Origin of the sequence: Metallosphaera tengchongensis (assembly GCF_013343295.1) — an archaeon.
Classification (GTDB): domain Archaea; phylum Thermoproteota; class Thermoprotei_A; order Sulfolobales; family Sulfolobaceae; genus Metallosphaera; species Metallosphaera tengchongensis.
The window spans coordinates 1,635,557-1,661,212 of the sequence record NZ_CP049074.1 but is presented as its reverse complement, the minus strand read 5'-3'; the positions used below and the strand labels follow the sequence as shown (position 1 = coordinate 1,661,212).

The following is a 25,656-nucleotide window of genomic DNA, read 5'->3' as shown; positions in this document are numbered from 1 at the left end:
AGAATTGTTATTAAGGATTACTTCAAGATTCTATCTCAGATAGATCCCTGAAGATAAACTTAGGCTTAACCCCTGTCTTCTCGATGTCCTCAACTTTGGATATACCTGTTAACACTAGAATTGTGTCTGCTCCCATCTCGTTGCCCATCTTTACGTCTATTTCCAATTGATCCCCTATCACTAAAACCTTGCTCAAGTCCTTGAGTTTTGCCAGATCCATGGCAACTTGTATGATCCATATGTTAGGCTTTCCAGCAACAAAATCAGGTTCCCTTCTAAGAGAATAAGATATGGCGTTAACTAGGGCGCCAGCGCCAAGTCTCAAACCGTCCCTAGAAGGCCATAATCTGTCCATATTGGTCGCCACGAATTTAGCTCCCTTGGAAATGCATCTCATGCCTATTGAAAGTTTATCGTAGGTCACTAACCTATCTAGGCCAACGACCACTGCGTCTGGCGTCCCCTCCTCTGCCTCGGAGCTAGTCATGACCTCGTATCCTCCGTTCCTTATTTCCTCAACGAGTCCCTCTTCCCCAATGGTGAAGACTTTTCTTATGTCCCACGTTCTTTTCATGTAAAGAACAGCAGCCAACCCGCTAGTTACAATATCTTGAGGTCTGACTGGCAGTCCTAGGTAATTTAATTGCCTCGACAGAAGAACCCGGCTAAAACCGGAGTTGTTTGTCACTAGGATAACCCTCTTTCCATCATTGATGAGCTTCTTCAAGGCTTCAATATTTTGCCATATAGGTTCTCCTTCCCTTAAGAGTACTCCATCCACGTCGCTTATTATAAGGTCGTAGTCCTCCATCATTTTGGGATCATCTCCATCTTCCTCCTCAGCTCCTCAAGGAAGCTCTTATTCCCCAAGTCAAAAACGTATAAACCTTCAGGTCTATATAGGGCACTTTCACAAGTCCACTTACCAGGATACGGCCTCATTAGCTTAACGTACCTCACTTTACCTTGAAAAGCAAACACTAGAAAGTCGCCTAAGTCGCCCACGCTAAGGTAATACATTGTACATTCCCCTAGGTTGTTCCTTATCACTTTCAAGGGGTTTAGCTCCCGAAAGTCAATTTCAATCATTTTTTTATCCACTCCTCAGGTCTATTCTCGTGGATTCAGAAAAGTTAACTAGAAATTACTATTCCAAGTTCATAAGGTTACCATCAACTGAAGCCCTTTCGGTGTGGGTAGGAATTGAGTTTGTGTTATCAATCCTTAGGTCTCTGTCCGATGGTTTCGGTTATGCATTGGGCTTCGGTGTATACATGGTCTTATCCTTTATGGCTCTAAGAAAAAGGATTAGGACTGCCCTTGCAATGACCGGAATGTTTGGAGTTGTATATCTTATAGTATCTTTTTTTCCCCTTGTAATCCCGCTCTCCTTCGGTCTTTTCATCCCTTTGTACACCTACGTTATGCTAATCGACTATGGTGATCTATCCTCACCAGCCATATCCACTGCAACAGGATTTATCCCGTCCCTCTTTACACTCAAGGGGGACTTCTTGTTAGACGTAGCATTTTACTTGGCTGTTGGCCTCTTTTCCTACTTTTACCTTATCTTCATAAATAGGAGAGGTAGGAAGATTACTGGAATCCCCTCATTAAATATTGTAAGACCGTTCTTGAAGGCCATGAGTTACAGAAGGGAGGAGGAACTGGAGGCGTTCCTGGAGAGGATCTCCACTAACTTCACCACCTCAATTCTCCTACTGAAGTTAGGCGATGTAGTGCTTGTCCTCCCTAGGCTACATTACGGTATGTATGGAAACGTGGGGAGTTCCCCCTTCCCCTATCAAGTGGAGGAGTTGACCAAGGGTAAAATGTTAATTTTCCATGGTCCAGGAAGCCACGAGTTGGACTGCCCTTCTAAGCGCGAATCAATGAAAGTTGCAAAAGCCATTTCCTCGGCGATCAACGAAGACAAATGGACCTCCCTGAGACCAGGGGGCATAGCTTCTTTCAAGGAGGATAGGTTCAGATTCACAACGCTCCTATTTGACAAGATATCCGTAAGCTTCTCAGAGAGACCTGGATTCGGAATAGATGATCTTCCCGGAGGACTTTGGGAAGAGATGCTGAGGACAGGCAATTTCCTAGTAGATTGTCACAACGAGTCACTCAAGGAGGAGATAGGTCACAGGGACGAGAGAGCCTTGAAAAACTTTATCTCCAGAAAGCGCCTTGTGACTGGAGAGACCAAGCTCGGTGTTGGGTACGGTGAGGCAGAGATTGAATCAGGATGCGAGGGAATATGTAGCAGAAAAGTTAAAGCGTTGATTATAGGGGACGGTAAGAGAAGACTACTAATCCTCTACGTCTTCGCCAATAACGCCAACGAGGAGACGGGAAAACTGGCAAAGGAAAGATTCAAGGACAAGTTCGATCACGTGATACTTGTGACCCCTGACGATCACTCGTGTACTGGAACCTCGTTTGGGAACTTATACACGCCCGTAGAGGCATGTCCAGCCATTCTGAATTCTTTCGAACGAGCAGTTGAGAATGCCGAGTCTAATTTCAAGGAAGACGTTGAGAGTAAATACATGATAATTAGCGTAAGGACGAAAATAATAGGTAGGTTCATATCTGCAATGGTAGAGGGACTTGAACAAGTAGGTAATTTAGCTATGAAAACCTTTTGGATTCCTTTAATCTTTCCTTATCTACTTCTCTTCCTTCTTTTATTTGGAGACTACTTTGTCAAACTCTGAGATGAGTTGCCTTACGTTACTCCTCCATTGCCCTAGACCTTCTGGGGAAGTTGGATAATTCTTGTATAGCGCCTTCACGTCCTTCATGTACTGAGCTACGTTCTTCAACTTGTAAAGTAACGATGGTCTCCCTATTCCAGCTATTACCCTGATTGCCTTGTCGGCCACAGAGAGCTGGAGATCTCCAGTCGTGCTGGCCTCCAATAAGTCCTCTTCCCTTATTACCTTCTTTCTCATCCCGTAGTTTATGTCGTCATCTGAGAGTTTCTGCAAGAACCTCCTAAAGAGCTCAAGACTGGCCTGCTTAGCTCCATATCTGTCGTTGTAGCAAATGTTGGTTTCCCACAGGGAGTTGGCTGAGAAATCACCTTTCTCAAAGGCGTTTAGTACTGCTCTCGCTGCGCAGAAACCGGATATCATAGCTGATCCCTTACCTCCTCCGTGAACGGGGTTAGCTGTGTAACCAGAGTCACCGATTACGATCACTCCGTTCCACACTAGAGTGTCAAGGGGTCTCCTAGTTGGGACTAGAGCTCCTCCCTTGACTATCATCCTGCTCCTGTCTACGTCAGCTCCGTAATCTTTCCAGTACTTTTCATAGAAAGTGTAAATGCTCGGGTAACCCATACCACCCTGAATCCCTAAGCCTATGTTGACCTTGTCCTTTCCCTTCGGGAAGTACCACCAATACCCTCCAGGAGATGTGGTTTGGTTTATGAATATCTTCAGGTATGTGGGCTCTTCTATGTCGGACCTGGTGTACGCTACCTCCCTGTACGCGATGTCAGAGTCCTTTTCGTCCATGTCCTCGGCGACTGGTAGCTCTTGAGGCAACTTACTCCTGAAGCTTCTCGAGTATCCTGTTGCCTCAATAACTATTTTCGCATTAACTTCTATCTGTTCCTCCTTTCTTCTGTCAAATATCACTGCACCCTTAACGTAACCATCTTGGAAGATTGGCTTCATTGCAGTCGTTAGATCCATGACTTCAACTCCACGATCTTGAGCTTCCTTCAGTAACCTCTGCGTATATGCCGGTGCGTTTATCTCGAAACCTTCGCCCTTAACGGTCCACTCAGTGGACATGTCCGGGCTATAGAGCTTAATGCCCTCTATCTTCTGCTCCAGTTGTTCTCCTTCTGGATAGGGCATACCTAAGTTGTCGAAATGCTCCTTGCTTACTGCATCTCCGCAAGGCTTATCTCCTATTCTGCTCCAAGGTTTGCTGTCTATAAGCAATATTTTCAGGCCCTTGTTCGCCAAATGCCAGGCCGCAGTTGATCCAGCAAAACCTCCACCTATGATTAGTAAGTCATAGTTGACCTGTTTCAAAAATATCCCTATTCCTACATTCTTGTCCAAAATAAAAATCTACTTACAATTATCTCTAACTATATTGATCTTGAGCTTTTCAGAGAGATTACTTAAGAGCCTAGACATGAAGAATTTGTTATCCTCATCGCAATAGGTCATGACTCCATCAGGTCGAATCTCTTCGGCCTTCTTTAACATCCTATCTGCTTCCTCTGCCTTCCACGTATATACCTCCAGGCCCAAATCAATGTTGTCCAGGATAGCTTCTCTAACGCTAGCTAGAACCTGCCAATGAGGAGAGTCTGAAATTACGTCAATTACTATTTTCCTAAACCCAGAAGTTCTAGCGTCCTTCATTATCTTCCTAAAAAGGTCAGCCAAAGTGTCCTCCCTAGCCCCGACGAAAACTAGAAGGGACTTGTTTCTTACTTCCATGAAGAGGGATAACGGCTCTAGTTAATATTAGTAATGTACACTCGACCGAGGTTATACCCTCGGCACCTTTCAATCGCCTTTTAACTTTATACCACCAATATAATGTTGTGATAGTCCAAGTCATTTACAATAAATTTACCCCAGAGATGCGCAGAGTAGTTAGAAAGTTAAGGAAATTTCATTTGATAGATGAAATTTTATTCTATAAGGGGGACAGGAACCTGATCTTGGCTGACGGTTTGCTTGCGTGGGAGGAGGGAAAGGGAGATCCGATAGATGGAATATATGACATAACAATTCTAAAAAGGATTTCTGAAATAAACCCTCAAATTAGTGGCTGAGGCTCCTGGTATAATGGGCAGAGTCCGTTATTACAACGTAACCCCTACTCTCTGGGGGGTACTCCCTAGTTATACCCCCCGTGTATATCACTCTGGCTAGCTTGTCCACTTCTAACCTCTTTTGTTGACCTATGACGAGCCAATCCCAGGGACCAGCCCCAACTGTTTTCCTCAATTGATCTATGTCGCCCTGATGGCCGTGAATTATGTAATATTTTATTGAAGATATGTCGGCGATGTACATGGTTGTACCTATTATTTCCTCCCTATATCTAGGCTCTGCCATTATGCACTTGAGGGCGTGTGGATCCATATCCCCCTGGATATAGACCAATTGGGCCCAAGGTGCGATGCTCCTTATTACGTATAGGACGTCAATAACCCTAGGGCACTCGTAATCCCAGTAACACTGGGTTGTATCCCCATCCAAGACTATGGTCTCAGGTTCCTCCTTCTTTATTATATTGGAGAGCACACTTTCTATGTGGGGTTCTGGAAACCTAACGTTGCTTATGACCAGGATTTTCATATTTCTCCCTCCTTGAAGAACGTCTTCTCTCCTCCAGACCACTTAATTCCTCTTGGCATTGCGTAAGTATTAAATAATGCTGAGGCGTATCCCTGGTTGTCTAAGGCTATCATTCCTAGGTTATCCCTCCCAAACCAACTGGTAAACTTGTTCACAACTGCCCTCAAGGAGTCCTCAAGAGGGTAACCCATGGATCTTAGAATCTCCACCTCCTTGGCTGGAAGCGTCCTCAAAATTAACTCCCCAATCCCTGTTGAGGAAACTGCCACTAACTTGGTAGCGTAGAAGCCAGCCCCTGGTATGGGAGAATCTCCAACTCTGCCTGGAAGTTTACCAGCTATGCCTCCTGTACTAGTCCCAGCTGATAGGTTTCCATCCTTGTCCAGTGCAACTGCACCTACAGTATCCCTGTCGTCAAGTCCCTGCGATAAAACTTGAGTTTCCTCCCAGTAAGTCCTGACCATGAGGACGTGCTTACCCTGTTGCAACACCTCGTAGGCCTTCCTTATGGGATTTTTGGCTCTTACAGAGGCTACAGCGCCAACAGACAGGGTATTCCCATACATTATCCCCGCGTCCATTTCAACTTCTCCGTGAGAATTTTTGACGCTTCCCTTACCTGCGTTGAAAACGCCAGAGTCCTCTAAGGAGGCTATACTCTCCCTTACCGCTTCCAGGGAACTCCCTCTGTTGAACTCCAGGTAGCCTACTTCCAGGGCCTCTTTCAAGGAGTCAATTACTCTCTCCTCAGATCCATTTCGCCAGAGACCTGCTCCGCCGTGTATGAGCAGAATTGGTGAAGTGTACTTCATGTAGTTACTATTACCATTAGATATTTTTATCTTTGACAACATGGCTATAGTGATTCAAATGAAGGATTGGCAAGTGACAGGGGTATCATTACTACTAATTCTACTACCTGTTCTACCTGCTCTGGCAGATAACTTCTACGCCTTTGTAGGGGCATCGGTGGTGGGTTTCGCTATAGTTCTTTACCTGTTCGCGACGTATAAGCCTTGGGTGGATCAGACAAACGCAACAGTCTCACTCTTCTTCTCTGGAATATTCTCGTTCGGACTTGCTCTGGGTGTGTTTTTCACCCTCCCTCTTCATCCTAAACTGTACGGTGCAGTGTCGCTGGTTGAATCTATACCCTTCTTTATTTCCCTCTACTTCGCTACCAAGGACCTTTGGGGGAAGATTTTCAAGAAAGAGGTACTTTACCTTGCGGATGGTTACCTAGCCTTCGCTCTTACCATTCTAATAGGGGCAATAATAGGGAGGTTTTTGCATAACTTCTACGAGTTAATTACCCTTTATTCTGGATTCCTTATCATGGGTTTTATACTAATGCTTTACTTCAGGAAATAGGTGAACCCTATTGAAGCTGGCGATAGTGGGTGGTGGTCCTGCGGGAATTTCACTGGGTTGGTTCCTGCGAGGGACTAAAATCGATGCGACAGTGTACGAAGGTTTAGATGACGTTGGGAAAAAACCTTGCGCCTGGGGACTACTTAAGGGAATTGAGAACCAAATAGACATCCCTAAGGAGAGCATCTACAGCGAAATAAAGGGGTTTAGGATATTTTTAGACGGGAAGCTTATCTCTGAAGTAAGGGAGAGGGAGAGGTTAGGTTACATTGTTGATAAACCAATGTTCTTGAGGAAGCTTGGGGAGAAGATCGATCTGAGGCTAAACTCTAAGGTGGTGGTTAAAGACGGCGTACTGACTGTTAACGGGAAGCAAGAGCAAGCCGACAAGGTAATATTCGCCACCGGTCACTACTCCTTAGGTAAGGATGTGACGATCCCAGCAGTCCAGTATATAACCGACCTAAACTACGACCCTGAGATGGTGGACATGTACTTCTACTCCGACCTCCTAGGGTACGGCTGGATATTCCCTGACCCAAAAGGAGCTAAGATAGGGGTTGGAGGGTACGGCTCAGTTGATTTCATTAAGGAGAAGCTCAAGACCATAACCAAGGGGAAGGTCCTAGGTTTCCACGGAGCCAGGGTTTCGGACTTTGGCGTTTTGGAAGAAAGGTTGAACGGCTCCTACATAGGAGAGGCCCTGGGGACAGTTTACGCTGTGACAGGGGAGGGAATAAGACCCTCTATTATGTCTGCTAAAATAATGGCCAATGCCCTCCTCGAGGATAAGGACTTCAGCAAGGAGTTCAAAAGGAGCAAGCTTTACTGGTCCCTACAAATTCACGCTAAGGTAATTAAGGAGGCTAAAGCCAGAAATTCAGTCAAAGGACTGGAGAGGGTATTACTGAAGGCTGACCCCAGGTTAGTTGTGAAGTTCGCCATGGGGGATTTCGGGAAGTTAGATCTTATTAAACTGTTCGGAAGTTCTATTATATGAACGAGCATTATTACCTAGACGGTATTGATAGGAAAATTTTAGATATACTCCAGAAGGACTCTAGAACCCCATTTTCAAGATTAGCTAAGATGCTGGACCTGAGCGAGTCAACCATCCACATGAGAGTGAAGAGACTGGTTAAGGAGGGTGTAATTAAGAATTTTGGGATAGAGATCGACTTGGACAGGATAGGGCTTAACGTTTTGGCTTTTGTATTGATCAAGGCAGAGCCCAAGAAGTATGAGGAAATTCTTAAGAAATTGATAGAGATGAAGGAAATATATGATATCTACGACGTCACAGGTGAGTATTACGCCCTCCTTAAGGTCAGGGTAAAGTCAAGGGAGGATTTAGCTAAGGTTCTCGACTACATCGGCAAACTGGAGGGAATTACCTCTACCTACACGATGGTAGCCCTTAGGACTATAAAGGAGAAGAAAGGTTTGGAAGAATGAATCAGGGCGAGAGCTCTGCATCACAAGTCAGCCGGTTTTGCTTCTCCTCATTTCCTGATTTTCTCAGTGAGTAGGTCAACTATATATTTAGCGGGATTGACAGAGGTGGCGCTCTGAAAGCCCTTCCAGAGAGGGGCACCATTTACCTCTAGTATCTTGTATCCCCCGTCAAGGTCCTCCACTATGTCAACTCCAGAGTAGTCTAAACCTAAAGTCCTGGTCGCCTTTACACTGATCTCCTCTATCTCGCCTAAGTCCTTTGGAGACAGTGCCTGGACTAGGGCCCCCTGGGCTACGTTGGTTTTCCAGTTCTCTGGGGAGATCCTATATATGCTACCCAGTAGCCTATCACCAACCACAAAAGCCCTTATGTCCCTATTGGGCTTCCTTATATACTTCTGAACGTAAACGGGTTGATTTACTGAAAGTATTGACTTGGCTACTCTGAACGCTATATCGGCATCAGAGACCTTCACCGAACCAAGCCCTAGACTCCCAACTAGAGGCTTAATTACTACCTCACCCCACTTCTCAACTAGCCTCATTACCTCAAAGGGGTCTTCGACGAGAGCTGTGTTGGGTACTGGAAGATTAGCCTTAGCTAACTTTGATATGCTAGCAAATTTGTCTCTTGCTAAAAGCATTGATTGTATGCTGTTCATGGTGACGACTCCCCTCTGCTCTATTTCCCTGATCATGTCTGCCCTCCTTATCAGTTGTTCTATCGTGGTAAGAAATCCTAGGTTTCTGATGAGAGCTCCATTGAGCTCTAAGGCCCTCCCTGAATAGGTCACCTTGGTCTCGTCGTCAACGGACACGTTTATTTTTGAGACCCTTATGTAATAAGCACTATGCCCTCTGGATTTTATTTCGTAAAGGAGCTGTTTTGAAGCCTCAGTTAGCTTTTGCGACTCATGAATGACAGCTATTTTTGCCAAATACCATCGAGTATTGGGACTATTTTAAAATATTTTATTCTTTATTCCGGCTTCTCCCATGAGACCAAAGGCTAAAAAGTCGGGGAGGGCGAGAAGTTGATCGAGCAACTCTCCCTTAATGGGTAGGGACTTTATCAAGTTCTCATAGTGCTCCTTGTACGCACTATACTTCAGCCTAACGTAGGACTCAAACCTCCCCGATGTGAGTGAATACAACTGCTTGGCGCTCCCCACAAGTTTTTCCCTCTCCTGAGTTACGCAGTCCACGTAGTCGTCGATTATTTGATATATTATGCCGAGGTCCTTTCCTACCTCTAGGAGGGAGTCTAGGTACTCTCTTCTCTTGGAAGAGAAGGACGAAAGCGCAGCTGGGAGCTTAAACAGGGAGGCTGTCTTGAGCTCTATAACCCTGATGTATTCGTCCTCTTTACCGTACATGTCTTTAAGGGCACCTATTGCTGTGTCCTTCCAAAGGTCTACACTAATCCTCAGGGCCTTATCTCCATATTCGGATATTATTTTTAGGGCAGTAGGTATAAGGTAATTTGATACGAATATGACCTTCCTGTTGGTGTACACTGCCCACGCTGCCTTCATACCTCTCCTTATCTCATCGTAATCAACTATGTCGTCCAAAGCTAGGGAAGCTGAATGTAATATCTCTGTTGCTAGAGCTCCTGGGTAAGCGTCCCTTTCTTCTCCACCTAGGGCTTCATTGAAGAGGAAGAGAAGGGTTCCCCTGAACCTCTTTCCGTCCCTCATAATGTACTTTGACATCTCCATGACTTCCCAGTCCTGCGATCCTTTCAGGAAGTCCTCTACCAAATTGTCAATGAGGGCTCTGGTTTTGAACCAATATTCCATTAAGTCCAAATTACATCAACTTCCACTAATTCTACTTTTTAAAATGTAAGATATTATACTTAAATATATTGGAGCCGTTAGAGGGTCACTATCCATCAGTATTTCCTTGACCCTTTTACCAGATACTCTCACATGGTTTGCTAGCCTCTTGCCCACTAACTGATCCACCCCTGTATAAACTACGTTAGAGTCAGAAAAGTTATTTTCGTAAAACCCTTTTACTCTTTTACCTAGATTCCGCCTAGCTACTCCCAAAGACGGGAAAAGGACTGGAGAGAGGACAAGGTCCAGTGAGGGTTGGAACTCTGACACCTTACTGTTTAACCATTCAGAGAGGTCGGAAAAGTCAAGCTCCTGGGAAATCCTTTTAGACCTCGGAGATGAAGTCCCGCTTACAACGTATGATAGCAGAGATAAACTGAGGTTGACCTCGCAGAGCTCATCCTTAAACTTGGAGACTTTCAACCCCTCGATACTTACCTTATCGTTGCAAGTGAACAAAGAACCGTTAATGCCGAGGGACCTAACGTTCCCGGAGAGTTCGTTTGCCTCCCCCTCGTCGTTAATTAGAAATACCACATTCTGGCTCTCCACGTAAGGAGAGTCCAAGAACGCAAACTCATACACGTTGAGGATCTTGATTATCCTCCCTTCTAGGGAAGTGATGGCCCTAGATAAGGTATATGCAGGTAACTCCATGTCCTTTCCGAACACCACGACGTCTGGCTGGCCTAGACTAATCACGGAGACCTTGAGCTTTCTTGTCAAATCAGGGCTGTCTTCAGGGAATTGCAACACGAACACTCTCCCTCTGGTCTATCTGGTAAAGACCTTATAACTTCCCTGAGCAATATCTTGGCCTTTGCGGTGTTATCTGACATAACCTTGGTGACCTCCTCCGCAGTAACAGGTACGTCTGCAAATACGTCGTAATCGGTGATCATGGCCACGGTAGCGTAACACATCTGGGCCTCACAGGCCAGGTTGACTTCAGGAACTAACGTCATCCCGATTATATCGGCCTTGAACACCTCTTTCCATACCAAGCTCTCTGCCCTGGTGGAAAACCTGGGTCCCTCAATGCATATGTAGGTTCCTTTACTGTGTGTGACAATCCCTAATTTTTCCGCGGACTTAAGAATGACTTTCCTCAAGGAATTGCAGAAAGGATCGGCCATGGATACGTGAGCCACTACAGGGCCATCGTAGAAGGTATACTGGCGTCCCTTTGTCATATCTATAAACTGGTCAGGTACTAAGAAGTCCCCTGGCTTGTAGCTAAGGTTTAAGCTGCCTACAGCTGAAACTGAAATTAGGAACTTAACCCCCAGTTCCTTTAACGCCCATATGTTTGCCCTGTAATTTATCCTGTGTGGAGGTATTCTATGTCTCCTTCCATGTCTAGGTAGAAAAGCTACGGTTTTTCCTTCAAGCTCTCCCAAGGTTATAAGATCGCTAGGCTCTCCAAAGGGAGTATAGACCTTTATTTCCCTAGTATTTTCAAATATCCCTGGATCGTAAAGTCCAGATCCACCTATTACGCCTATCAGGGCCTTATTTTCTTGTGACATCAGAGTAGAAAGGGAACTTTTGGTTAAATCTCTTCTCGGGGCCTTAACTTTGGAGATACGAAAGTCGATTATAGATCAGAAAAGAACAACTTACGGGATATAACAGAGATATTCTTTCCTTGGACTGACCTCCACCCCACCCTAAAGGGCGAGGTTTGCTGTTCTACCTAATCAAAATTTAGACTAACTTAGTCAATCGTCTATATCTGCCCCTGGCAAACCCTTTAAAGGTTTGAAGAGCTATAGACATCCAGTGATATGAAATGATTTACGTAAGTATATACAGAAGCGAAATGGACCTTGATGAGTACGTTACCTTAAACGCCTTGGGTTGATCTCTTGATAGTTACAGTAAAGTAACCGTTGCCACACTTTATACCTCCTTCCACTTCTCCTTTCATGTACACGTAGGTATCTGCCCCACTCTCCAGGAGTGGACTCGGCGTGATCAGGACCCTCTCCTTACCAAGGGCTATCGGGATCCTGTTTAGTGAAGAGCACCACGAGAAAGAGGTGATCCCGGGTATGACCTGTTGTATTTCTGCGTATTGGCGAAGTCTATAGAGGGAGCTGTAGAACGCTGGATCCCCTAAAGTGACATACGCCACGTTGTTGTAAGACTTGAGTGAGTCCACGAGATCTCCATATACCCTTCTCTCCCCCCTTACCGGTAACTGGAACTCAATAACTTCCTTATCACTTAGGTAAGGCTTTACAGCATTGTAGGTTATTCTCCTGGAAGAGGTTGGTACAACTACGACGTCCGAGCTCTTTATAACGTTGAGGGCCCTCAGGGTAAGTAAGTCAGGGTCTCCTGGACCAATTCCTACTCCCACTATCTTCATTTCAAACCCCTGAAAGAGTGGACGAAATCTGGAGAGTAAAGATTACTCCTTTTACCGGTATACTTTAAACACTCGCTGACTATGATTAGGGCAGTCTTAGTGATTTTATTGTCCTTCACCATCTTCTCAAGGTTACTCAGCTCTCCCCTCAAAATTTTTTGGTCTTGCCACCCCGCTCTGTACACTACTGCAACAGGAAAATCGGGCGGGAAGACCCTCAATAGTTGCTCCTCCACTAGGTTAATGAGGTGTATTGAGAGGAAAACCACCACTGTGGAGTTCCTGTCCAAGACTAGTCTCCTCTCGTAGTCTGTCCTATAGGGAAGCCTTGTAATAATCACGGATTGGGGTCCTCCAGGGCAAGTGAGCTCAATGCCTAGGAGGGACGCCGAGAGTTGGAATGAGCTTATCCCAGGAACTATCTCAACTTCGATCCCCTCTTTAGCGAGCCGGTTGATCTCCTCGCTAATGGCACCGTAAATAAATGGATCCCCGTCGTGGGCTATACAGACCTTCTTTCCCATTTCTACTTCCTTTTTGGTCTCGTTGATTATCTCCTCCATGGTCATTGAGGACGTGTCAAAGATTTTCTTACACTTGAATAGGGCTTTCACTTCATCGCTTATCAAGGAACCGGTGAAGAAAATTACTTCACATTCCTCTATCCTCTTCATGGCCTTGATGGTAAGTAGCTCTGGATCACCTGGTCCTACTCCCAGTATTGTGACTTTTCTCAACTTCCTCCCTTAGATCCTGGGCTTTCCATTTTTTTAAGACTGTTCACTAAAGCTAAAGATGTGGAGAGAGTTGGGTAAATCTCCTTCTCGGCTGGAACTACCACTATAAGTCCTCCACGTTGGGATATATCAGAGAGTGTCTCAAGGAACCTCAATTGAAGGGCCATGGGGTTAGTCTGGTAGGACTTGGACGCTTCAGCCAATATAGTCGACGCCTGTCTCTCACCTTCACTTAGTATCACCTTAGCTCTCCTGAGCCTTTCCGCTTCTGCCTGTTTCGCTATGGCTGTAAGTAAATCAGGGGAAAGCTTTATGTCCCTCACGGTCACAGCTGTCACCTTGACTCCCCATGCCTCAGTGTAGGAGTCTAAAATCTCTTGTAACTTCTTGTTTATCTCCTCCCTCTTGCTCAGGACTTCATCAAGTTCCATTTGACCAATAATGTCCCTTAATGAGGTCTGCGAAATGTTCAGTACAGCTGCGTTGTAATTGGCTACCATGGAGACCGCCTTCATTGGATCCACCACCTTGTAGTAGACTACTGCGTCAATGGATACCGTCACGTTGTCCCTAGTTATGGTTGTTTGAGGAGGGATTTCCACAGTCCTTACCCTGAGGTCAACCACCATGGGTCTGTCCACGAAAGGAATAAGGAAGATTATTCCAGGCCCCTTCATTGCTAAGATCCTCCCGAGCCTCAGGACGACAGCCCTCTCCCATTCCCTAACTATCCTAAGGGATAAAGATACAAATACCAGTATGATGATTAAAAGGAAGACTAAACCGATTGCGTCTGTTATTAAAGACATATAATGTATTGCGTTTTCTAAATTAAAAACATTGGCTAAAAATTGCTGTAATTATCTCTTATTTTAGCCAAGAGTCTAGAATACCTTCCCTTTCTTGAACTGGAAGGTCTAAGGCAAGTTCAGTTAAGCCACAAAATAATTCGTGAGCTCGGACAATCAACACGTAACTACCACCTATAACCTTTCCTCTGAAGAACTGCGGAAATTAGTATCCCCGCGGTTAAGCCACCAATGACCTCCAGAAGTAGGTAGTTAACCTGAGTTTTACCTTGGTACTTTACGTGATTGAAGTCAGAGCTCAACGCCTTCTTGAAGTTATAAGTCTCTAAGAACTTCACCAAAGAATCGAAAAGGGTGGAGGTTTCATTTATAACGTGGTTCAACGTGGGAGACGAGAGGGCAGAGGACTGAGATAGGGAATAATTACCTGGGAAATAGACCTCATAGAAGTTCTCTGTCACGTTCGTAAACTTTACCTCCCCGGAGGAGTTGGTAAAATTTGCGTAAAGGGTAGTGAGGGACAAACCCTTAAGAACCTTTAACTCCACCTCTTGGTTAGGGAAAGTGAAGTTTCCATAGGAGAGCTTAACTGTCACGGTCTGATTTTGCTGGATTAGGTCTACCTTTGGTGGGACAGGCCAGAGAACCGATGGTGAATTAACCCCCCGGTTAATAACATCGAAGGGAGACTGAATATTCCCGAGGTTGGGGGACGAGGCAATTCCGTACGCTGATTCTGCGGTGTCGAGCCCAACCGAGAGGGCTGATGGGACTATAGTTAATTTGTCTTCGCTAAGGAACTGCAACTCCTCCGTTGCGTGTGCCACCATGTTTACCTCGCTACCTCCTCCTGGTCCTCCCCATACGAGCTCCAAGTCGTTTGGAAGACCGTTAGCGGATAGGCCTCCTAGTTTGAAGTAACCTGAAAAGGGCAAGGTTAGGTAAACTGTTCTTTTCCCGTCTATCATGAAGCCGAACTGGAGAGAGTGAGAGGAATTCATGAAGAGGGAGATTGAAGCTGGCAAAGTCAAGTTGATGGAAGGGCCATAGTAGCAGTAAACCCCTAGACCTTGGAAAGTTGTAGTGTTCTGAACTAGGTTGAGGAAAGGCCCAGATAAATTCCAGAAGTTCACTATGAGGCTGACCCTAAAGGTATTGTTACCCACCTCTTGGAAAAGCATAACATTTTGGGCCCAGTAGGATCCGTTAAGCATCGCGTTAAGCTGAAGGGAAGCGTTACCGTACTGAAAGGGTTGCCCGGCTATATATGACCTACCGATGGATAGGGAAGAAATGTTGACTGTTCCCACAACGTATGGAGTGTACTCCACAGAGAATAGGGAGAAATACGACATCCCCACAGGTAGAGATATTTGGGTCTGTCCCACAGCTAACAGCCCAACCGAAGGAGTTACTGCCACAATAAGCAGAAGGGATACTACGAAGAGCGATAAAAAGTTCATGAATATACTTTATAATACCCGAGGACAATAAAATTTTTGTGGCTCACGCGTATGTAATACCTGTAATAATCATTATTGTGTTAATCATAGCTTTAATTCTGACTGGTTACATTTCAGACCCCATTGTGGTTGTGCCGTCCTTAGCCATTATCGGCTTTCTTTCCTATAGGATGATATACGTCATCGCTAAGACCAGAAAGAGGAACCTGTTCACCTACCAGGGGAAAACTGGAAAGGCAGTTGACGATATAAAGAGGGGAGAAGCCGGTTACGTTATAGTTGATGGAGAGTACTGGGAAGCAATAGCCCTTGAGGATATAAGGAAAGGGGAGGAGATCAAAGTAGAGGGCATGAGAGATTTAAAGCTTCTTGTTAAAAAGAGAGTTGATGAAGCTATCATTTGAAACTCTGGATAAGCTCAAGGCCTCAGGTAGGTACAAAACTGAGGAAAGGGGTGACGATGTAACTCTAATTTACTACCCTCCCTCCATAGAGGAAGCCTCCGGGGTGAGCGCTGAAGTTGTTAGGACTATGGAGGTCAGCTTAAAGAAAGTAAACGGCGAATATCAGGTGCTTGGTGGAAAGATAAAGGAGAACGGTCAGGAAGTGAGGGAAATATCCTTGGAAGAACTGGAGTTGTGGATCCAATTTCTTGAGGGTTAACTCATGTACATCTTCGTTTACGGAAGCTTAAGGTACGGTTTCGAGCTTCATCATTACCTTAGGAGGTCCAGGTTTGTTGGACTAGGTTACGCTGAGGGCTTTGAGATGTATAATCTAGGTGGATATCCAGGAGTCGTGAAGGGAGACGGAAGGGTATGGGGAGAGGTTTATGAGATTAATCAAGAGACGTTAGCCAGACTAGACCAAGTGGAGGGTTATGAGGGCTTAGAGGATGACCTCTACGTTAGGGAGACTACAACTGTATATTTCGATGAACAGAGGCAACACAAGCTCAGTGGAGTCTACCTTTACATCTACAACCAACCCACGAAGGAGAAGGATCAAATCACTTCAGGGGATTACTCGCGATGGATAGGAATGCCAGTAGTGACAAATCTCTTCGCTTACGCCGAGAATACCAACTACGAAGTTCTAAGGGAAAGGGGAGTGAGGGAGATCTTAAGAGAAATCAACGCTTACCTACCTGGATACAAGGTAGTTTTCAACGTACCGTGCAAGTATGGTGTTTGCGCGAACCTGGCCAAGGATGAGAAAGGAAAGGTCTGCGGTTACGTCTATATGATGATGGAGGACTATCTAAACTCCTTGGACAAGGCTGAGGGACATCTCATAAGATACATAAGGAAAACCGTAAAGGTTTACGATACGGAAGGTAAGGAATATTTCGGTGTCGCATATGCCTCGGATGAGGGGCATTCTGAGGGAACCCCTTCGAGGGAATACGTCAACCTTATACTTGAAGGTTTACAAAGGCGTTGGAAGGGATCTTGCGTGAGTACAGGGCTTGTCAGTTAACCTTGTTTGACAATAGGTTACTAGCTACTCGAGAAGTTGCTTTAACCGGGGAGTTAACATCAGTGTAGCTTAGCTAAGTCGTCAAGTTTCTCTGCAAGCTTCACGTCTAACTGGGTTATCCCCCCTTCGTCATGGGTAGTGAGATGGACTACAACTCTATTGTAATAGATGCACACGTCTGGGTGATGGTCTAGTGAGTCCGCTACTGGCTGAACTCTTGTCAGAAATCTGACGGATTCGGCGAAGTCAGAAAACTTAAACTCCTTAACTAGCGTACCATTTTCAAGCTTCCAACCGCTTAATCTTTTGAGAGCGGCCTCGATTTCCTGTTCCGATAACTTAGCCATATAGTAAATGGCGACATCATATCTATATTCTTTTGTTACGAACACTCTTTACAGTATAAAAGCAGTGTTTCATGCACCTTCATACCCTAAAATTATGCCTATGTAATAAGAAATGATGATGGTGTTTTTATACAGATTATCGATTATACCAAGAAGAATGGTATGATTTAAACTATAGTGTGTCCCTGCAACTCAACTTCGTTTTTTATATAACTTTTATACGAATTCATAGTCGAGTTTGTATAATTCGAGAAGGCCACCACAAAACCTTACCTTTTCAGTTTACTAGAAACGGATGAAATTCACGGAGTGAGTCTCAAGGATTAGGGTATAGAATTGGAGGAAACATTGCATTTATACTGTATCCATGATTATAGACCTGAACATGGTATTAACTTAGGAAATTTCTATCGGGATAATACTATGAGAATATATGAAACTGAATTTAACTGCCGAAACGTATGAAACTCTGTGATAAGGGAAGCTCTGAAGGGGGGAAAGGGAGAAGTAATCAGAAACCCTAAGGTATTCATTGATCCCCTCTCGGTCTTTACTGACATACCTTTCAGGGAAGATATAATTAGGGAGGCAGCAATAGCTGTAAGGTATTTCGTTAAAAATGACGTCAAGTTTTCAAACCTCTTTCTAGGCCTGACGGGAACTGGTAAGACGTTCGTGGTGAAGTACATTTACAACGAAATAGAAGAGGTGAAGAAGGAAGACCAGGACTACAGCGGGGTTAGGCAGGTTTATTTGAACTCCAGAGAAGTCGGAGGAACCCCTCAGGCTGTTCTCTCGGTTATAGCTGAGAGGCTAACCAACAGTTTCGTCCCTAGACACGGAGTAAACCTAGGCGAATACATTGATAAGATAAAGAGCGTGTTGAAGGGAAAGAAGGCCATAGTGTACCTAGACGAGGTGGACACTCTCGTGAAAAGGAGAGGGGGAGACATAGTCCTATATCAGCTCTTAAGGGCTGACGCCGACGTCTCAGTCATAATGATTAGTAACGACATTAACGTGAGGGATTACATGGAACCGAGGGTTTTGTCCTCCCTGGGCCCTTCGGTGATCTTTAAACCCTATGATGCTGTCCAGCTCAAAGAAATACTAGCCAAGTACGCGAACTACGGTCTCATAGACGGGACATATAACGATGAGATTCTTTCGTATATTGCAGCCATATCCGCGAGGGAACACGGGGATGCCAGGAAAGCCGTCAACCTCCTGTTTAGATCAGCCCAGTTGGCCTCCGGTATAGGCTTTATAAAGAAGGAGCACGTGGACAAGGCAATTATAGAGTATGAGCAGGAGAGGTTATTTGAGGCGATAAAGTCACTTCCTTTCCACTATAAGCTGGCACTTAGGGCAATTGTGATGGCTGATGACGTGGTGACTGCCCACAAGATATATTCAAGATATTGCGACAAACTAAAGCAGAAACCCTTGTCCTACAGGAGGTTCTCAGACATTGTCTCAGAACTAGATATGTTCGGGATCGTGAAGATAAAGATAATGAACAGAGGGAGGGCAGGGGGGATAAGGAAGTACGTGGAGGTTCAAGACAAAGAGAAGATCGTGAAGGCGTTGGAGGAGAACTTGACGGAGGAGATGGGATACGAGTACGACGAGAAACCAGATATGGAAACGGGTTAAGGATCTCGAGGATAGATTGGAAGACCTGGAAAGGAAAAGGGACATACTGGAGAAGGAACTGGAACGTTTGCCATCAGGTCACCTGGAGGCCAAGACAGTCAACGGCAAGGTCTACTATTACCTTAGGTTCTGGGAGGAAGGTAAATTGAGGAGTAAATATCTGGGAAAAGAAGGTGAGAAAATGAAGGAAAGGGTAGAAAGGGCCTCAGAGCTTAAGAGGGAACTCTTGATAGTAAAGGAGGAAGAGCGGAGGCTTAGGAAAGTTCTAGAGAGGATATCACTGGCCCTTCAAGAAGGGAAAGTTTAATCGTTTAGTCTCGCATCTAGAGGGTTCAACCTAAGTTTTCTACGATTTATGCGGTAATTATTCCCACTCGTTCTAAAAATACCTGGATAGAAACGCATTAAGCTAGATTATTCACATCTGTTCCAGTCTGAACGCGTAGCGCTAAGGGCTTTATGTCTCGAGGTTAACACTGTTTTTAACCGGGGAGTTAAAACGCGACAAATAAAAAACGTCGTCCAAATTAGGGTCAGATGGTCTCCATTATTTGAATCAGTTCCTGCGTGTACTCAGTGGTACTAAGGGCTTTAACGCCCATGAACCTAGCCAGATCCTGAGTTACCTTCTTCCTGGAGATAGCTGTTAACACGGACTTTTCTACAAGGTCGGCTGCCTCATTCCATCCCATAAATCTCAACATGAGCTCTGCCCCCTTTATTATTCCAGTTGGGTTGGCCACGTTCTTCCCTTTATACTTGGGAGCTGTCCCGTGGATGGCCTCGAACATCCCCCCAGAGTCCCCTATGTTGGCTCCGCCTAGCATACCTATGTTGCCTATTAGGGCACCAGCAGCGTCTGAAATGTAATCCCCGTTCAAGTTAGGGGCGAGAATTACATCGTATTCGTTCGGCCTAGTTATTATCTGTTGGAACATGTTATCGGCTATTCTATCGTTAACTAGGATCTTTCCTTCAGGCACGCTCCCTGAGTACTGAGAGTTTACCTCTTCTTCTGTAACTATTTTGTCCCTAAATTCAGTCTTGGCCAAATCGTAGGCCCAGTCCCTAAAGGCCCCTTCCGTATACTTCAGCACGTTTCCCTTATGCATTATGGTAACCCTTTTCCTTCCGTGTTCCACCGCATACTTTAGGGCCATTCTGGTTATCCTCTCGGTCTTGTACTTACTGATAACCTTGATCCCTATCCCCGTGTCGTCCTCTACCTCTACCTTTAACTGGTCCCTTAAGAACGATCTTATCTTCTTAGCCTCCTCACTATTGTAAGTGTACTCGATCCCCCTGTACAGGTCATCGGTATTTTCCCTGAAGATGATCATATCCACCTTGTTTGGCTCCTTCAGGGGTGACTCCAAGCCTTCTATGTACTTGACCGGTCTTATGTTGGCATATAGATCGAGCATAAGCCTTATGGCGACGTTTACCGACTTCCACCCCTTCCCTATTGGGGTCTCCAAAGGCCCTTTCAGTACTACTCTGTATTTCATGAGCATCTCCTGGGTTTCCTTTGGAAACCTATCGTTGACCTTGGTAACGGCCTTCTCGCCCGCTAAAGCCTCAACCCACTTTATCTCTTTGTCCGAACCGTAAGCCTTCTCCACTGCCTTATTTATTACCTGGATTGCGGAGTTCACAATTTCTGGCCCTATCCCATCTCCCTCTATATAAAGAACAACGGGTCTCTTAGGAACAATCCACCTTCCCATATCGAAGGTGATCCTATCTCCATCTTCCCCAACGCTCATAGTCAATTACACTGCGGAGTTGTTTTTAACTTTTAGCAATACTGTAGTTGCGAACAGTATAAGTCATGAAGCTAGATATCTTGGAAGAAGGTTCGTGAAAACGTGGGGCATGTAGAAAATCCTCAACCTAACTGTACTCGTTCAAAACTATTTCAGAATGGAAGTGGACGAGGGAACATGGCGAGACCTATAAATGTTTAAGACTTATACCAACAAAAGGCCGTGCGAAGCTCCAACTCTCTAGGTAGTCGAGATTACTTTCTAGTTAGGTAATAGAAGAGGGCGTTCTCCTCCCTGTACGAGACCTCAGAGAAATTAACCAGTTCCTTCCTCTCCCTCCTTACTATCACAGGATCTACTATGAGGAAAAGACCTCCCTTCTTCAGGACCCTGTGCACTTCTGAGAAAAGTTTCTGTCTCTCCTCTTTCCTCAAGTTATAAACGAACATCACAGAATACACCATTTCCAGAGAGGAGTCCTGGAATGGGAGGACTATATCTGGTCTCGATATTTTCATGAAAGTTAGTTCCACTCCCTCCTCCTTAGCGTTCTTCATAGCCTGCTCCATTGGGAACTCGTCCCATATGTCAGCCGCGTGGATCCTTTTACCCCACTTCTTAGCCAACAGGATGGGAATCATACAGTTTCCGCAACCTACATCTAGAACCTCCCCATCTACAGATATTTGTTGTAGCCTCCTAGCTATGAATTCCTCCTCCTCAAGCGTTATCCCCATCCTTCTCACAGGGTAGTAGACGGGCATAATCTGATCAGTGAACCTTATGAATTCTTAATATTAAAGATTAATATTAAAAGTATAGAAACAAGTTTCTCATGGAAGTTAGCGTAATGAGGACATGAGAGCTAGAACGGATGGAATAAACCTTCAATTGGTTTGGTTTATAAAGTTGGGGAAAGCCTCGCTCAGCGGAGATGACAAATGGCATAAACCCTTTCCCCTACATCTGTCTATGGGCAGAAGGGCCAAAAAAGAGTGGGATTAAATTCAGAGCTACGATTTCAATGAGGATTTCCCCCATCCCCTCCCTATTCGCTCTTGTCTCTAGCCATGAAAAAGCTCTGGGTTTGCCATAAGTGCGGTACTAAGGTGGAGAGAGTAGCTTATAGGTACTTCCGTTGTGTTGACTGCGGTTATGAGGACGACCTTGACGTCATCGCGGTCATGAACTTGTATGGGAGTCCTCTTCCCTCTCGACTGCCCCCACATGAGGGATGTTGCTACGAGTCGATGGGGGAAACTCGCCATTGCGTGGAGGAAGTCAGAGATGTTAGAATTACTCACGAAAAAGTTTATGAGAGCATCAACTGATAATGACCTTCATGATTAAGGAAATAGTGCTCCTTACACTTATACTAAGCCAGGTCTTACCGGTTTTCCATTACAACCAGCAGACCCAGGTAACTTTACCGCCTAACCAGATGGTAACCGTGAACATCGTGGAAAAGCCCCAGAATCTTGAGCTACTCCAGTTGTATGTCCAGGAACACAAGGTTCTAAACAAGAGTCAGGTAGAGTCGCTCTTCATACCAAGCGATGAAATAAATAGAACAATCGACTACTTGCACCACTACGGTATTCAGGCTTCAGCCTACATGAACGTCATCACGGCTACAGGTAAGGCCTCACAGTTTGAGAGGGCCCTGGGAGGAGAGTTCTACCTCCAAAGGTTTCATAACCTTACCTTTTACGAGTACCTAGGGGCTGACTCTCCCCTTATACAGAACGCGGAGGTGTTTTCCACCAACGTCACAAAGACGCTTCTCCAGAGGCCCACCACCTTATATAACGTTTCCCAAGCAGTCGCCTTCTCTCTGGTGAACCCCAAACAGCTTCAGGAGGCCTATAACGTGTCCCCGCTTCTACGTCAAGGCATTAACGGGACAAACGTTACCATAGGCATCATAGACTTTTATGGCGACCCCTACATTCAGAGCCAACTGGCGTCATTTGACAAGAATTACAACTTATCTCCCCCACCGTCCTTCCAGGTGCAAAGTATAGGGGCTTATAACCCTAATGATGGAATATCTACTGGCTGGGCTCTGGAGATCTCTCTAGATGTGGAGTACTCTCACGTCTTAGCTCCAAACGCCGGATTGATCCTCTATGTGGCTAATCCAAACGAATCCTTGCCTGCCATTATTGCTTACATAGACAGCCAAGACAAGGTATCTGTAGTCTCCCAGAGCTTCGGGATTCCAGAGATCTACGTAGCTCTCGGATTACTCCCCCTCTCCATGATCCAGTCCATGACTTACGAGTACTGGCTCGGGGAGGTTGAGGGGATAACCTTCGTCGCCTCTAGTGGAGACGGTGGAGGTACTGGAAACAACTTCTTCCTATCTCCCCTTGGAAATTTAGTTTTACCTGCATCTGATCCATACGTTTTATCTGTGGGTGGCACGACGCTCTACTTCTCCAACGGTACCTCAGAGCAGACGGCTTGGAGCGGGGAGAGTATATTTGGAGCCTCAACGGGAGGATACAGCGTTATCTTCCCCTCTCCTTGGTATCAAGGTACCTCTGGTTTCAGACTAGTCCCTGATGTGTCAGCTGATGGAAATCCATATACTGGAGTGCCTGTAACCTACTATTACAACACCTCTGTCCTAGTTGGAGGTACATCTCTAGCTTCACCCTTAGTCTCAGCAATAATCGCCCTCGCAGTTCAAGTTCACGGCAGGTTAGGTTTCATCAATCCCTTGATCTACTCCCTAAATGGAACCAAAGCGCTGGTACCAATAAACTACGGTTACAATACCCCATTCGTAGCTCAAGGTTCCCCCAACCCGGTAACGGGTCTAGGTTACATAAATGCTGGTTACTTCGTCAATTTACTCAATTCAGAGCTTATTAATTCCGAAAAGTCAGTATCTGTAGCTGTAGATAACACCACCTATCTCGACGGTCAAGTCGCTAAGGTCGTTATTAAAGCCCCTCCCTTCCCTCAACCTTCGGTGCAGATATTTAATGGTTCAGGTATGACCGGGACGGTCCCAGTCACCTACAACGGATCCTACTGGGTTGGGACATTCACAGCAACAGGTGACGGTGTCCAGGAGATCTTGGTTAGCCAAGGGAATCACACATCTGGGGCTTACTTCACCTCAGGTCTCCAGGCCCAGTTCCTGTTGCCCCAAGTGGCCCTCTATCCTACCCCTGGAAACCTGCCCGTTCTAGTCCAGCTAACCTATCCTAACGGCACAATAGCCCACTCCAAACTTTCCTTTAGCGCCTTCCTGTACAAGTATGACCCGACCACCGGGAGTCAGAGGTTAATTTCAACAGTCAACTTGACACATCCTCTGGTCCTTAATTTTACTCAATTTGGTCTAACCGTTAGCAACGCTACCAATTACGTTTTTGGATCCTTTCCGCTAAACTCGTCCATGGTTAACGGGATTTATCTGGTCGAGATCTCCGGTGCCTATGGTTTCGACGAGTTCGTTTCGGGAATATATGTGGTTCCGTACATAATCCCAGGGATTGCCACTGAGCCATTAACCTTAGCCCCAGGGGAAAACTTCACCTTGGCTGTCTTCACGGAAACTTTAGGTTCCCCTAACGTAACAGTTACTTTCCTAAGGAACGGGACGAGCGCTTACAACGTTACTGTAAACTCCATAGAGACTTCCTCGGGTCAGCTTTACGTTTTGGAGACTTCTCTCCCAGACAACTTTACGCCTGGGTATTACACAGTTGTGGCTAAGGCAACTTATAACTTTAGTAATTACACTGCAGGCGGAATCGGTGTTACCCAGATATATGTAGCCCCAAGGTCCTTGGTACTTTCCCTAAATAACGTCGAAGAGACTGCCCTTCAAAATTCTACTCTAGAGATAAACGCCACCATTGACTATCCAAATGGTACCCCTGTTAAATACGGTACTTTCTCAGCCATTGTGATTCCCTCCTATCTTCAGGGATCCTTCGACAACCTTGCCATTTCAAATGCTGTCCCACTACAATATGAGGGAGGACACTGGATAGGATACTTCAATCTGCCATCAGGTAGCGACTCCAACGAACTTGGTCTCTCTCCTTACGGACTAGCAGGACAGTGGCAGATCTACGTAAGTGGAGTAGCCAGTGACGGTTATCCGACTCAAACTCAGTCATCCCTGGATTACAACACCTTAAGTGTAGTACCAAGCCCCGTGAAAACTTTCGTCCTTCTGCCCTACGTCCTAGTTCCTTACTTTAACGGAACATCTGGATACAACCTCTACATCCTTAACGCCACCATAGTAAACCATAACGCAACGCTGGTAAATTCGGTTATTTATAATTTAACTGCAATAAATTCTACAGTAAGCTTGCTAAACACTCAAGTGTTTCACTACTCCCTCCAAAATAGCACCCTACTAAACAACACTGCCATTACCCCGGTTCAGATCCTCACATCCAGCAACCACATCTCACCTCAGGGAGTTTTCACCAGGCCTGCAGTTGAAGCTAAATCCAGCGCCAACCCCATCATATCAATTAGTGTGGTAATAGTGGGAGTCCTGGTGTTAATTTATGTCTGGATAAGGGGAAGGAGGACCTAAGCTATACTTGTTATCATCCCGACCCATCCTTCGTGGTCATACATAATGTATTGAACCTTTATCTCTACCCTTTTTATTCCAACCTTTGTTTTCACCTTTAGGACATAGGAAAAGTAGTAGATGTTTCCATCAGTTTCCACTTCAGCTTTCTTGGGAAACTCAACAACGTAGTCGTACTTCTCAGCTATCTCTTGAATTTTCGTTGTCAGCCTAGTTATGATATCCTTAACGGATTCCCCGTAAATAGGTTCGAAGGTGATAGCCCTCAACTCTTCCTTAAAAGTGGAGATGCTCTCGTTAAGTTTGACTTTTCTGGTCTTATTCTTGGCTCTTGCGTTCACAAGCAATACTTGATACTGGAGAATAAAAATCCCCCTCATCATTCAGATTTATGCTTGGAGAGCCGTTAACTGGGGAAAAAGCCCTATGTTCCGAAATCG

The 25,656-nt window shown here is 45.3% G+C and carries 30 protein-coding genes; 12 read left to right on the top strand and 18 right to left on the bottom strand.

The genetic code is table 11. From position 1 onward, the window contains the following. Positions 1 to 22: 22 nt before the first annotated feature. Both GWK48_RS08970 and GWK48_RS08965 read right to left on the bottom strand, forming a co-directional pair. Positions 23 to 814 (bottom strand): HAD-IIA family hydrolase, encoded by a 792-nt coding sequence (locus tag GWK48_RS08970; RefSeq protein ID WP_174631521.1) that lies wholly within the window; start codon positions 812 to 814, stop codon positions 23 to 25. Further along, a complete protein-coding gene (locus tag GWK48_RS08965) occupies positions 811 to 1,089 on the bottom strand; it encodes a hypothetical protein (RefSeq protein WP_174631519.1) in 279 nt (92 codons plus the stop codon). Before GWK48_RS08965 ends, GWK48_RS08970 begins: the two co-directional genes overlap by 4 nt. A 29-nt stretch (positions 1,090 to 1,118) precedes the next feature. On the opposite strand from GWK48_RS08965, the gene GWK48_RS08960 reads away from it, so the two are divergent. Next, positions 1,119 to 2,723 carry a DUF2070 family protein gene (locus GWK48_RS08960; protein ID WP_174631517.1) on the top strand — a complete coding sequence of 535 codons (1,605 nt, stop codon included), beginning with the start codon at positions 1,119 to 1,121 and terminating at the stop codon, positions 2,721 to 2,723. On the opposite strand, the gene GWK48_RS08955 is transcribed toward GWK48_RS08960, so the two are convergent. Next, the gene (locus GWK48_RS08955; protein WP_174632721.1) at positions 2,694 to 4,055 is read right to left on the bottom strand and encodes a digeranylgeranylglycerophospholipid reductase; all 1,362 of its coding nucleotides are present in this window, start codon (positions 4,053 to 4,055) and stop codon (positions 2,694 to 2,696) included. The genes GWK48_RS08960 and GWK48_RS08955 overlap by 30 nt on opposite strands. 39 nt (positions 4,056 to 4,094) lie before the next feature. After that, positions 4,095 to 4,472 (bottom strand): DUF5751 family protein, encoded by a 378-nt coding sequence (locus GWK48_RS08950; protein WP_174631515.1) that lies wholly within the window; start codon positions 4,470 to 4,472, stop codon positions 4,095 to 4,097. 107 nt (positions 4,473 to 4,579) lie between these two features. Between GWK48_RS08950 and GWK48_RS08945 the strand changes: the two genes are divergently transcribed. Next, positions 4,580 to 4,813, top strand: coding sequence for a hypothetical protein (locus GWK48_RS08945; RefSeq protein WP_174631514.1), 234 nt, complete (start codon positions 4,580 to 4,582; stop codon positions 4,811 to 4,813). Here the strand turns inward: GWK48_RS08945 and GWK48_RS08940 are convergent. Further along, positions 4,803 to 5,342 carry a phosphoesterase gene (locus GWK48_RS08940; RefSeq protein WP_174631512.1) on the bottom strand — a complete coding sequence of 180 codons (540 nt, stop codon included), beginning with the start codon at positions 5,340 to 5,342 and terminating at the stop codon, positions 4,803 to 4,805. The two genes, GWK48_RS08945 and GWK48_RS08940, sit on opposite strands and share 11 nt — an antisense overlap. Further along, on the bottom strand, positions 5,339 to 6,154 hold the full coding sequence (locus tag GWK48_RS08935) for an isoaspartyl peptidase/L-asparaginase (RefSeq protein WP_174631510.1): 816 nt from the start codon (positions 6,152 to 6,154) through the stop codon (positions 5,339 to 5,341). Before GWK48_RS08935 ends, GWK48_RS08940 begins: the two co-directional genes overlap by 4 nt. Positions 6,155 to 6,194: 40 nt before the next feature. Here GWK48_RS08935 and GWK48_RS08930 point away from each other — a divergent pair, with 40 nt between their 5' ends. From GWK48_RS08930 to GWK48_RS08920, 3 genes are read left to right on the top strand one after another with little or no spacing between them, the layout of a single operon-like run. Next, complete coding sequence (locus GWK48_RS08930; protein ID WP_246263792.1) at positions 6,195 to 6,713, top strand: hypothetical protein; 519 nt, start codon at positions 6,195 to 6,197, stop codon at positions 6,711 to 6,713. Between the two features lie 10 nt (positions 6,714 to 6,723). Further along, entirely contained in the window at positions 6,724 to 7,713 is a 990-nt protein-coding gene (locus tag GWK48_RS08925; protein ID WP_174631508.1) for an NAD(P)/FAD-dependent oxidoreductase, read from the top strand. Further along, on the top strand, positions 7,710 to 8,168 hold the full coding sequence (locus tag GWK48_RS08920) for an Lrp/AsnC family transcriptional regulator (RefSeq protein WP_174631507.1): 459 nt from the start codon (positions 7,710 to 7,712) through the stop codon (positions 8,166 to 8,168). The genes GWK48_RS08925 and GWK48_RS08920 overlap by 4 nt, the downstream gene beginning before the upstream one ends. A gap of 47 nt (positions 8,169 to 8,215) precedes the next feature. On the opposite strand, the gene GWK48_RS08915 is transcribed toward GWK48_RS08920, so the two are convergent. From GWK48_RS08915 to GWK48_RS08880, 8 genes are all read right to left on the bottom strand, one after another. After that, positions 8,216 to 9,106, bottom strand: a complete 891-nt coding sequence (locus GWK48_RS08915; protein WP_174631505.1) for an ATP-grasp domain-containing protein — start codon at positions 9,104 to 9,106, stop codon at positions 8,216 to 8,218. Between the two features lie 24 nt (positions 9,107 to 9,130). Continuing rightward, complete coding sequence (gdS-2, locus tag GWK48_RS08910; protein WP_174631503.1) at positions 9,131 to 9,979, bottom strand: hexaprenyl pyrophosphate synthase; 849 nt, start codon at positions 9,977 to 9,979, stop codon at positions 9,131 to 9,133. Positions 9,980 to 9,985: 6 nt separating this feature from the next. Further along, positions 9,986 to 10,768, bottom strand: a complete 783-nt coding sequence (locus GWK48_RS08905) for a hypothetical protein (protein WP_246263791.1) — start codon at positions 10,766 to 10,768, stop codon at positions 9,986 to 9,988. Next, positions 10,735 to 11,541, bottom strand: a complete 807-nt coding sequence (locus tag GWK48_RS08900) for an S-methyl-5'-thioadenosine phosphorylase (RefSeq protein WP_425487477.1) — start codon at positions 11,539 to 11,541, stop codon at positions 10,735 to 10,737. The genes GWK48_RS08905 and GWK48_RS08900 overlap by 34 nt, the downstream gene beginning before the upstream one ends. Before the next feature lie 317 nt (positions 11,542 to 11,858). Next, positions 11,859 to 12,386, bottom strand: a complete 528-nt coding sequence (locus GWK48_RS08895; protein ID WP_174631502.1) for an SAM-dependent methyltransferase — start codon at positions 12,384 to 12,386, stop codon at positions 11,859 to 11,861. Continuing rightward, entirely contained in the window at positions 12,383 to 13,123 is a 741-nt protein-coding gene (locus GWK48_RS08890; RefSeq protein ID WP_174631500.1) for a cobalt-precorrin-4/precorrin-4 C(11)-methyltransferase, read from the bottom strand. Before GWK48_RS08890 ends, GWK48_RS08895 begins: the two co-directional genes overlap by 4 nt. Next, positions 13,120 to 13,932, bottom strand: a complete 813-nt coding sequence (locus GWK48_RS08885) for a slipin family protein (protein WP_174631498.1) — start codon at positions 13,930 to 13,932, stop codon at positions 13,120 to 13,122. Before GWK48_RS08885 ends, GWK48_RS08890 begins: the two co-directional genes overlap by 4 nt. Before the next feature lie 167 nt (positions 13,933 to 14,099). Continuing rightward, positions 14,100 to 15,395 carry a thermopsin family protease gene (locus tag GWK48_RS08880; RefSeq protein ID WP_174631496.1) on the bottom strand — a complete coding sequence of 432 codons (1,296 nt, stop codon included), beginning with the start codon at positions 15,393 to 15,395 and terminating at the stop codon, positions 14,100 to 14,102. Positions 15,396 to 15,433: 38 nt separating this feature from the next. On the opposite strand from GWK48_RS08880, the gene GWK48_RS08875 reads away from it, so the two are divergent. Genes GWK48_RS08875 through GWK48_RS08865 form a run of 3 tightly spaced genes read left to right on the top strand, consistent with a single transcriptional unit; the run spans position 15,434 to position 16,874 of the window. Continuing rightward, positions 15,434 to 15,799 (top strand): NfeD family protein, encoded by a 366-nt coding sequence (locus GWK48_RS08875; protein WP_174631494.1) that lies wholly within the window; start codon positions 15,434 to 15,436, stop codon positions 15,797 to 15,799. Further along, a complete protein-coding gene (locus GWK48_RS08870; protein ID WP_174631492.1) occupies positions 15,783 to 16,058 on the top strand; it encodes a PDZ domain-containing protein in 276 nt (91 codons plus the stop codon). Before GWK48_RS08875 ends, GWK48_RS08870 begins: the two co-directional genes overlap by 17 nt. A gap of 3 nt (positions 16,059 to 16,061) precedes the next feature. Then, on the top strand, positions 16,062 to 16,874 hold the full coding sequence (locus tag GWK48_RS08865; protein WP_174631491.1) for a gamma-glutamylcyclotransferase family protein: 813 nt from the start codon (positions 16,062 to 16,064) through the stop codon (positions 16,872 to 16,874). Positions 16,875 to 16,933: 59 nt separating this feature from the next. Here GWK48_RS08865 and GWK48_RS08860 read toward each other — a convergent pair whose 3' ends face one another. Continuing rightward, on the bottom strand, positions 16,934 to 17,221 hold the full coding sequence (locus GWK48_RS08860; protein WP_174631489.1) for a 4a-hydroxytetrahydrobiopterin dehydratase: 288 nt from the start codon (positions 17,219 to 17,221) through the stop codon (positions 16,934 to 16,936). A 471-nt stretch (positions 17,222 to 17,692) separates the two neighbouring features. Between GWK48_RS08860 and GWK48_RS08855 the strand changes: the two genes are divergently transcribed. After that, the gene (locus GWK48_RS08855) at positions 17,693 to 18,877 is read left to right on the top strand and encodes a Cdc6/Cdc18 family protein (protein ID WP_174631487.1); all 1,185 of its coding nucleotides are present in this window, start codon (positions 17,693 to 17,695) and stop codon (positions 18,875 to 18,877) included. Positions 18,878 to 18,893: 16 nt separating this feature from the next. Beyond that, positions 18,894 to 19,184 carry a DUF6788 family protein gene (locus GWK48_RS08850; protein WP_246263790.1) on the top strand — a complete coding sequence of 97 codons (291 nt, stop codon included), beginning with the start codon at positions 18,894 to 18,896 and terminating at the stop codon, positions 19,182 to 19,184. A gap of 226 nt (positions 19,185 to 19,410) precedes the next feature. Here the strand turns inward: GWK48_RS08850 and GWK48_RS08845 are convergent, their stop codons facing one another. Together GWK48_RS08845 and GWK48_RS08840 are read right to left on the bottom strand one after the other, a co-directional pair. After that, positions 19,411 to 20,643 (bottom strand): NADP-dependent isocitrate dehydrogenase, encoded by a 1,233-nt coding sequence (locus GWK48_RS08845; RefSeq protein ID WP_174631485.1) that lies wholly within the window; start codon positions 20,641 to 20,643, stop codon positions 19,411 to 19,413. 254 nt (positions 20,644 to 20,897) lie between these two features. Further along, entirely contained in the window at positions 20,898 to 21,407 is a 510-nt protein-coding gene (locus tag GWK48_RS08840) for a class I SAM-dependent methyltransferase (protein ID WP_174631483.1), read from the bottom strand. A 306-nt stretch (positions 21,408 to 21,713) separates the two neighbouring features. Between GWK48_RS08840 and GWK48_RS11365 the strand changes: the two genes are divergently transcribed. Continuing rightward, a complete protein-coding gene (locus tag GWK48_RS11365; protein ID WP_217451748.1) occupies positions 21,714 to 21,974 on the top strand; it encodes a zinc ribbon domain-containing protein in 261 nt (86 codons plus the stop codon). A gap of 11 nt (positions 21,975 to 21,985) precedes the next feature. Further along, positions 21,986 to 25,216: a S53 family peptidase gene (locus GWK48_RS08830; RefSeq protein WP_174631482.1), complete on the top strand. Its 3,231-nt coding sequence runs from the start codon at positions 21,986 to 21,988 to the stop codon at positions 25,214 to 25,216. Here the strand turns inward: GWK48_RS08830 and GWK48_RS08825 are convergent. Next, complete coding sequence (locus GWK48_RS08825) at positions 25,213 to 25,596, bottom strand: hypothetical protein (RefSeq protein ID WP_425487503.1); 384 nt, start codon at positions 25,594 to 25,596, stop codon at positions 25,213 to 25,215. The two genes, GWK48_RS08830 and GWK48_RS08825, sit on opposite strands and share 4 nt — an antisense overlap. Positions 25,597 to 25,656 lie beyond the last annotated feature (60 nt).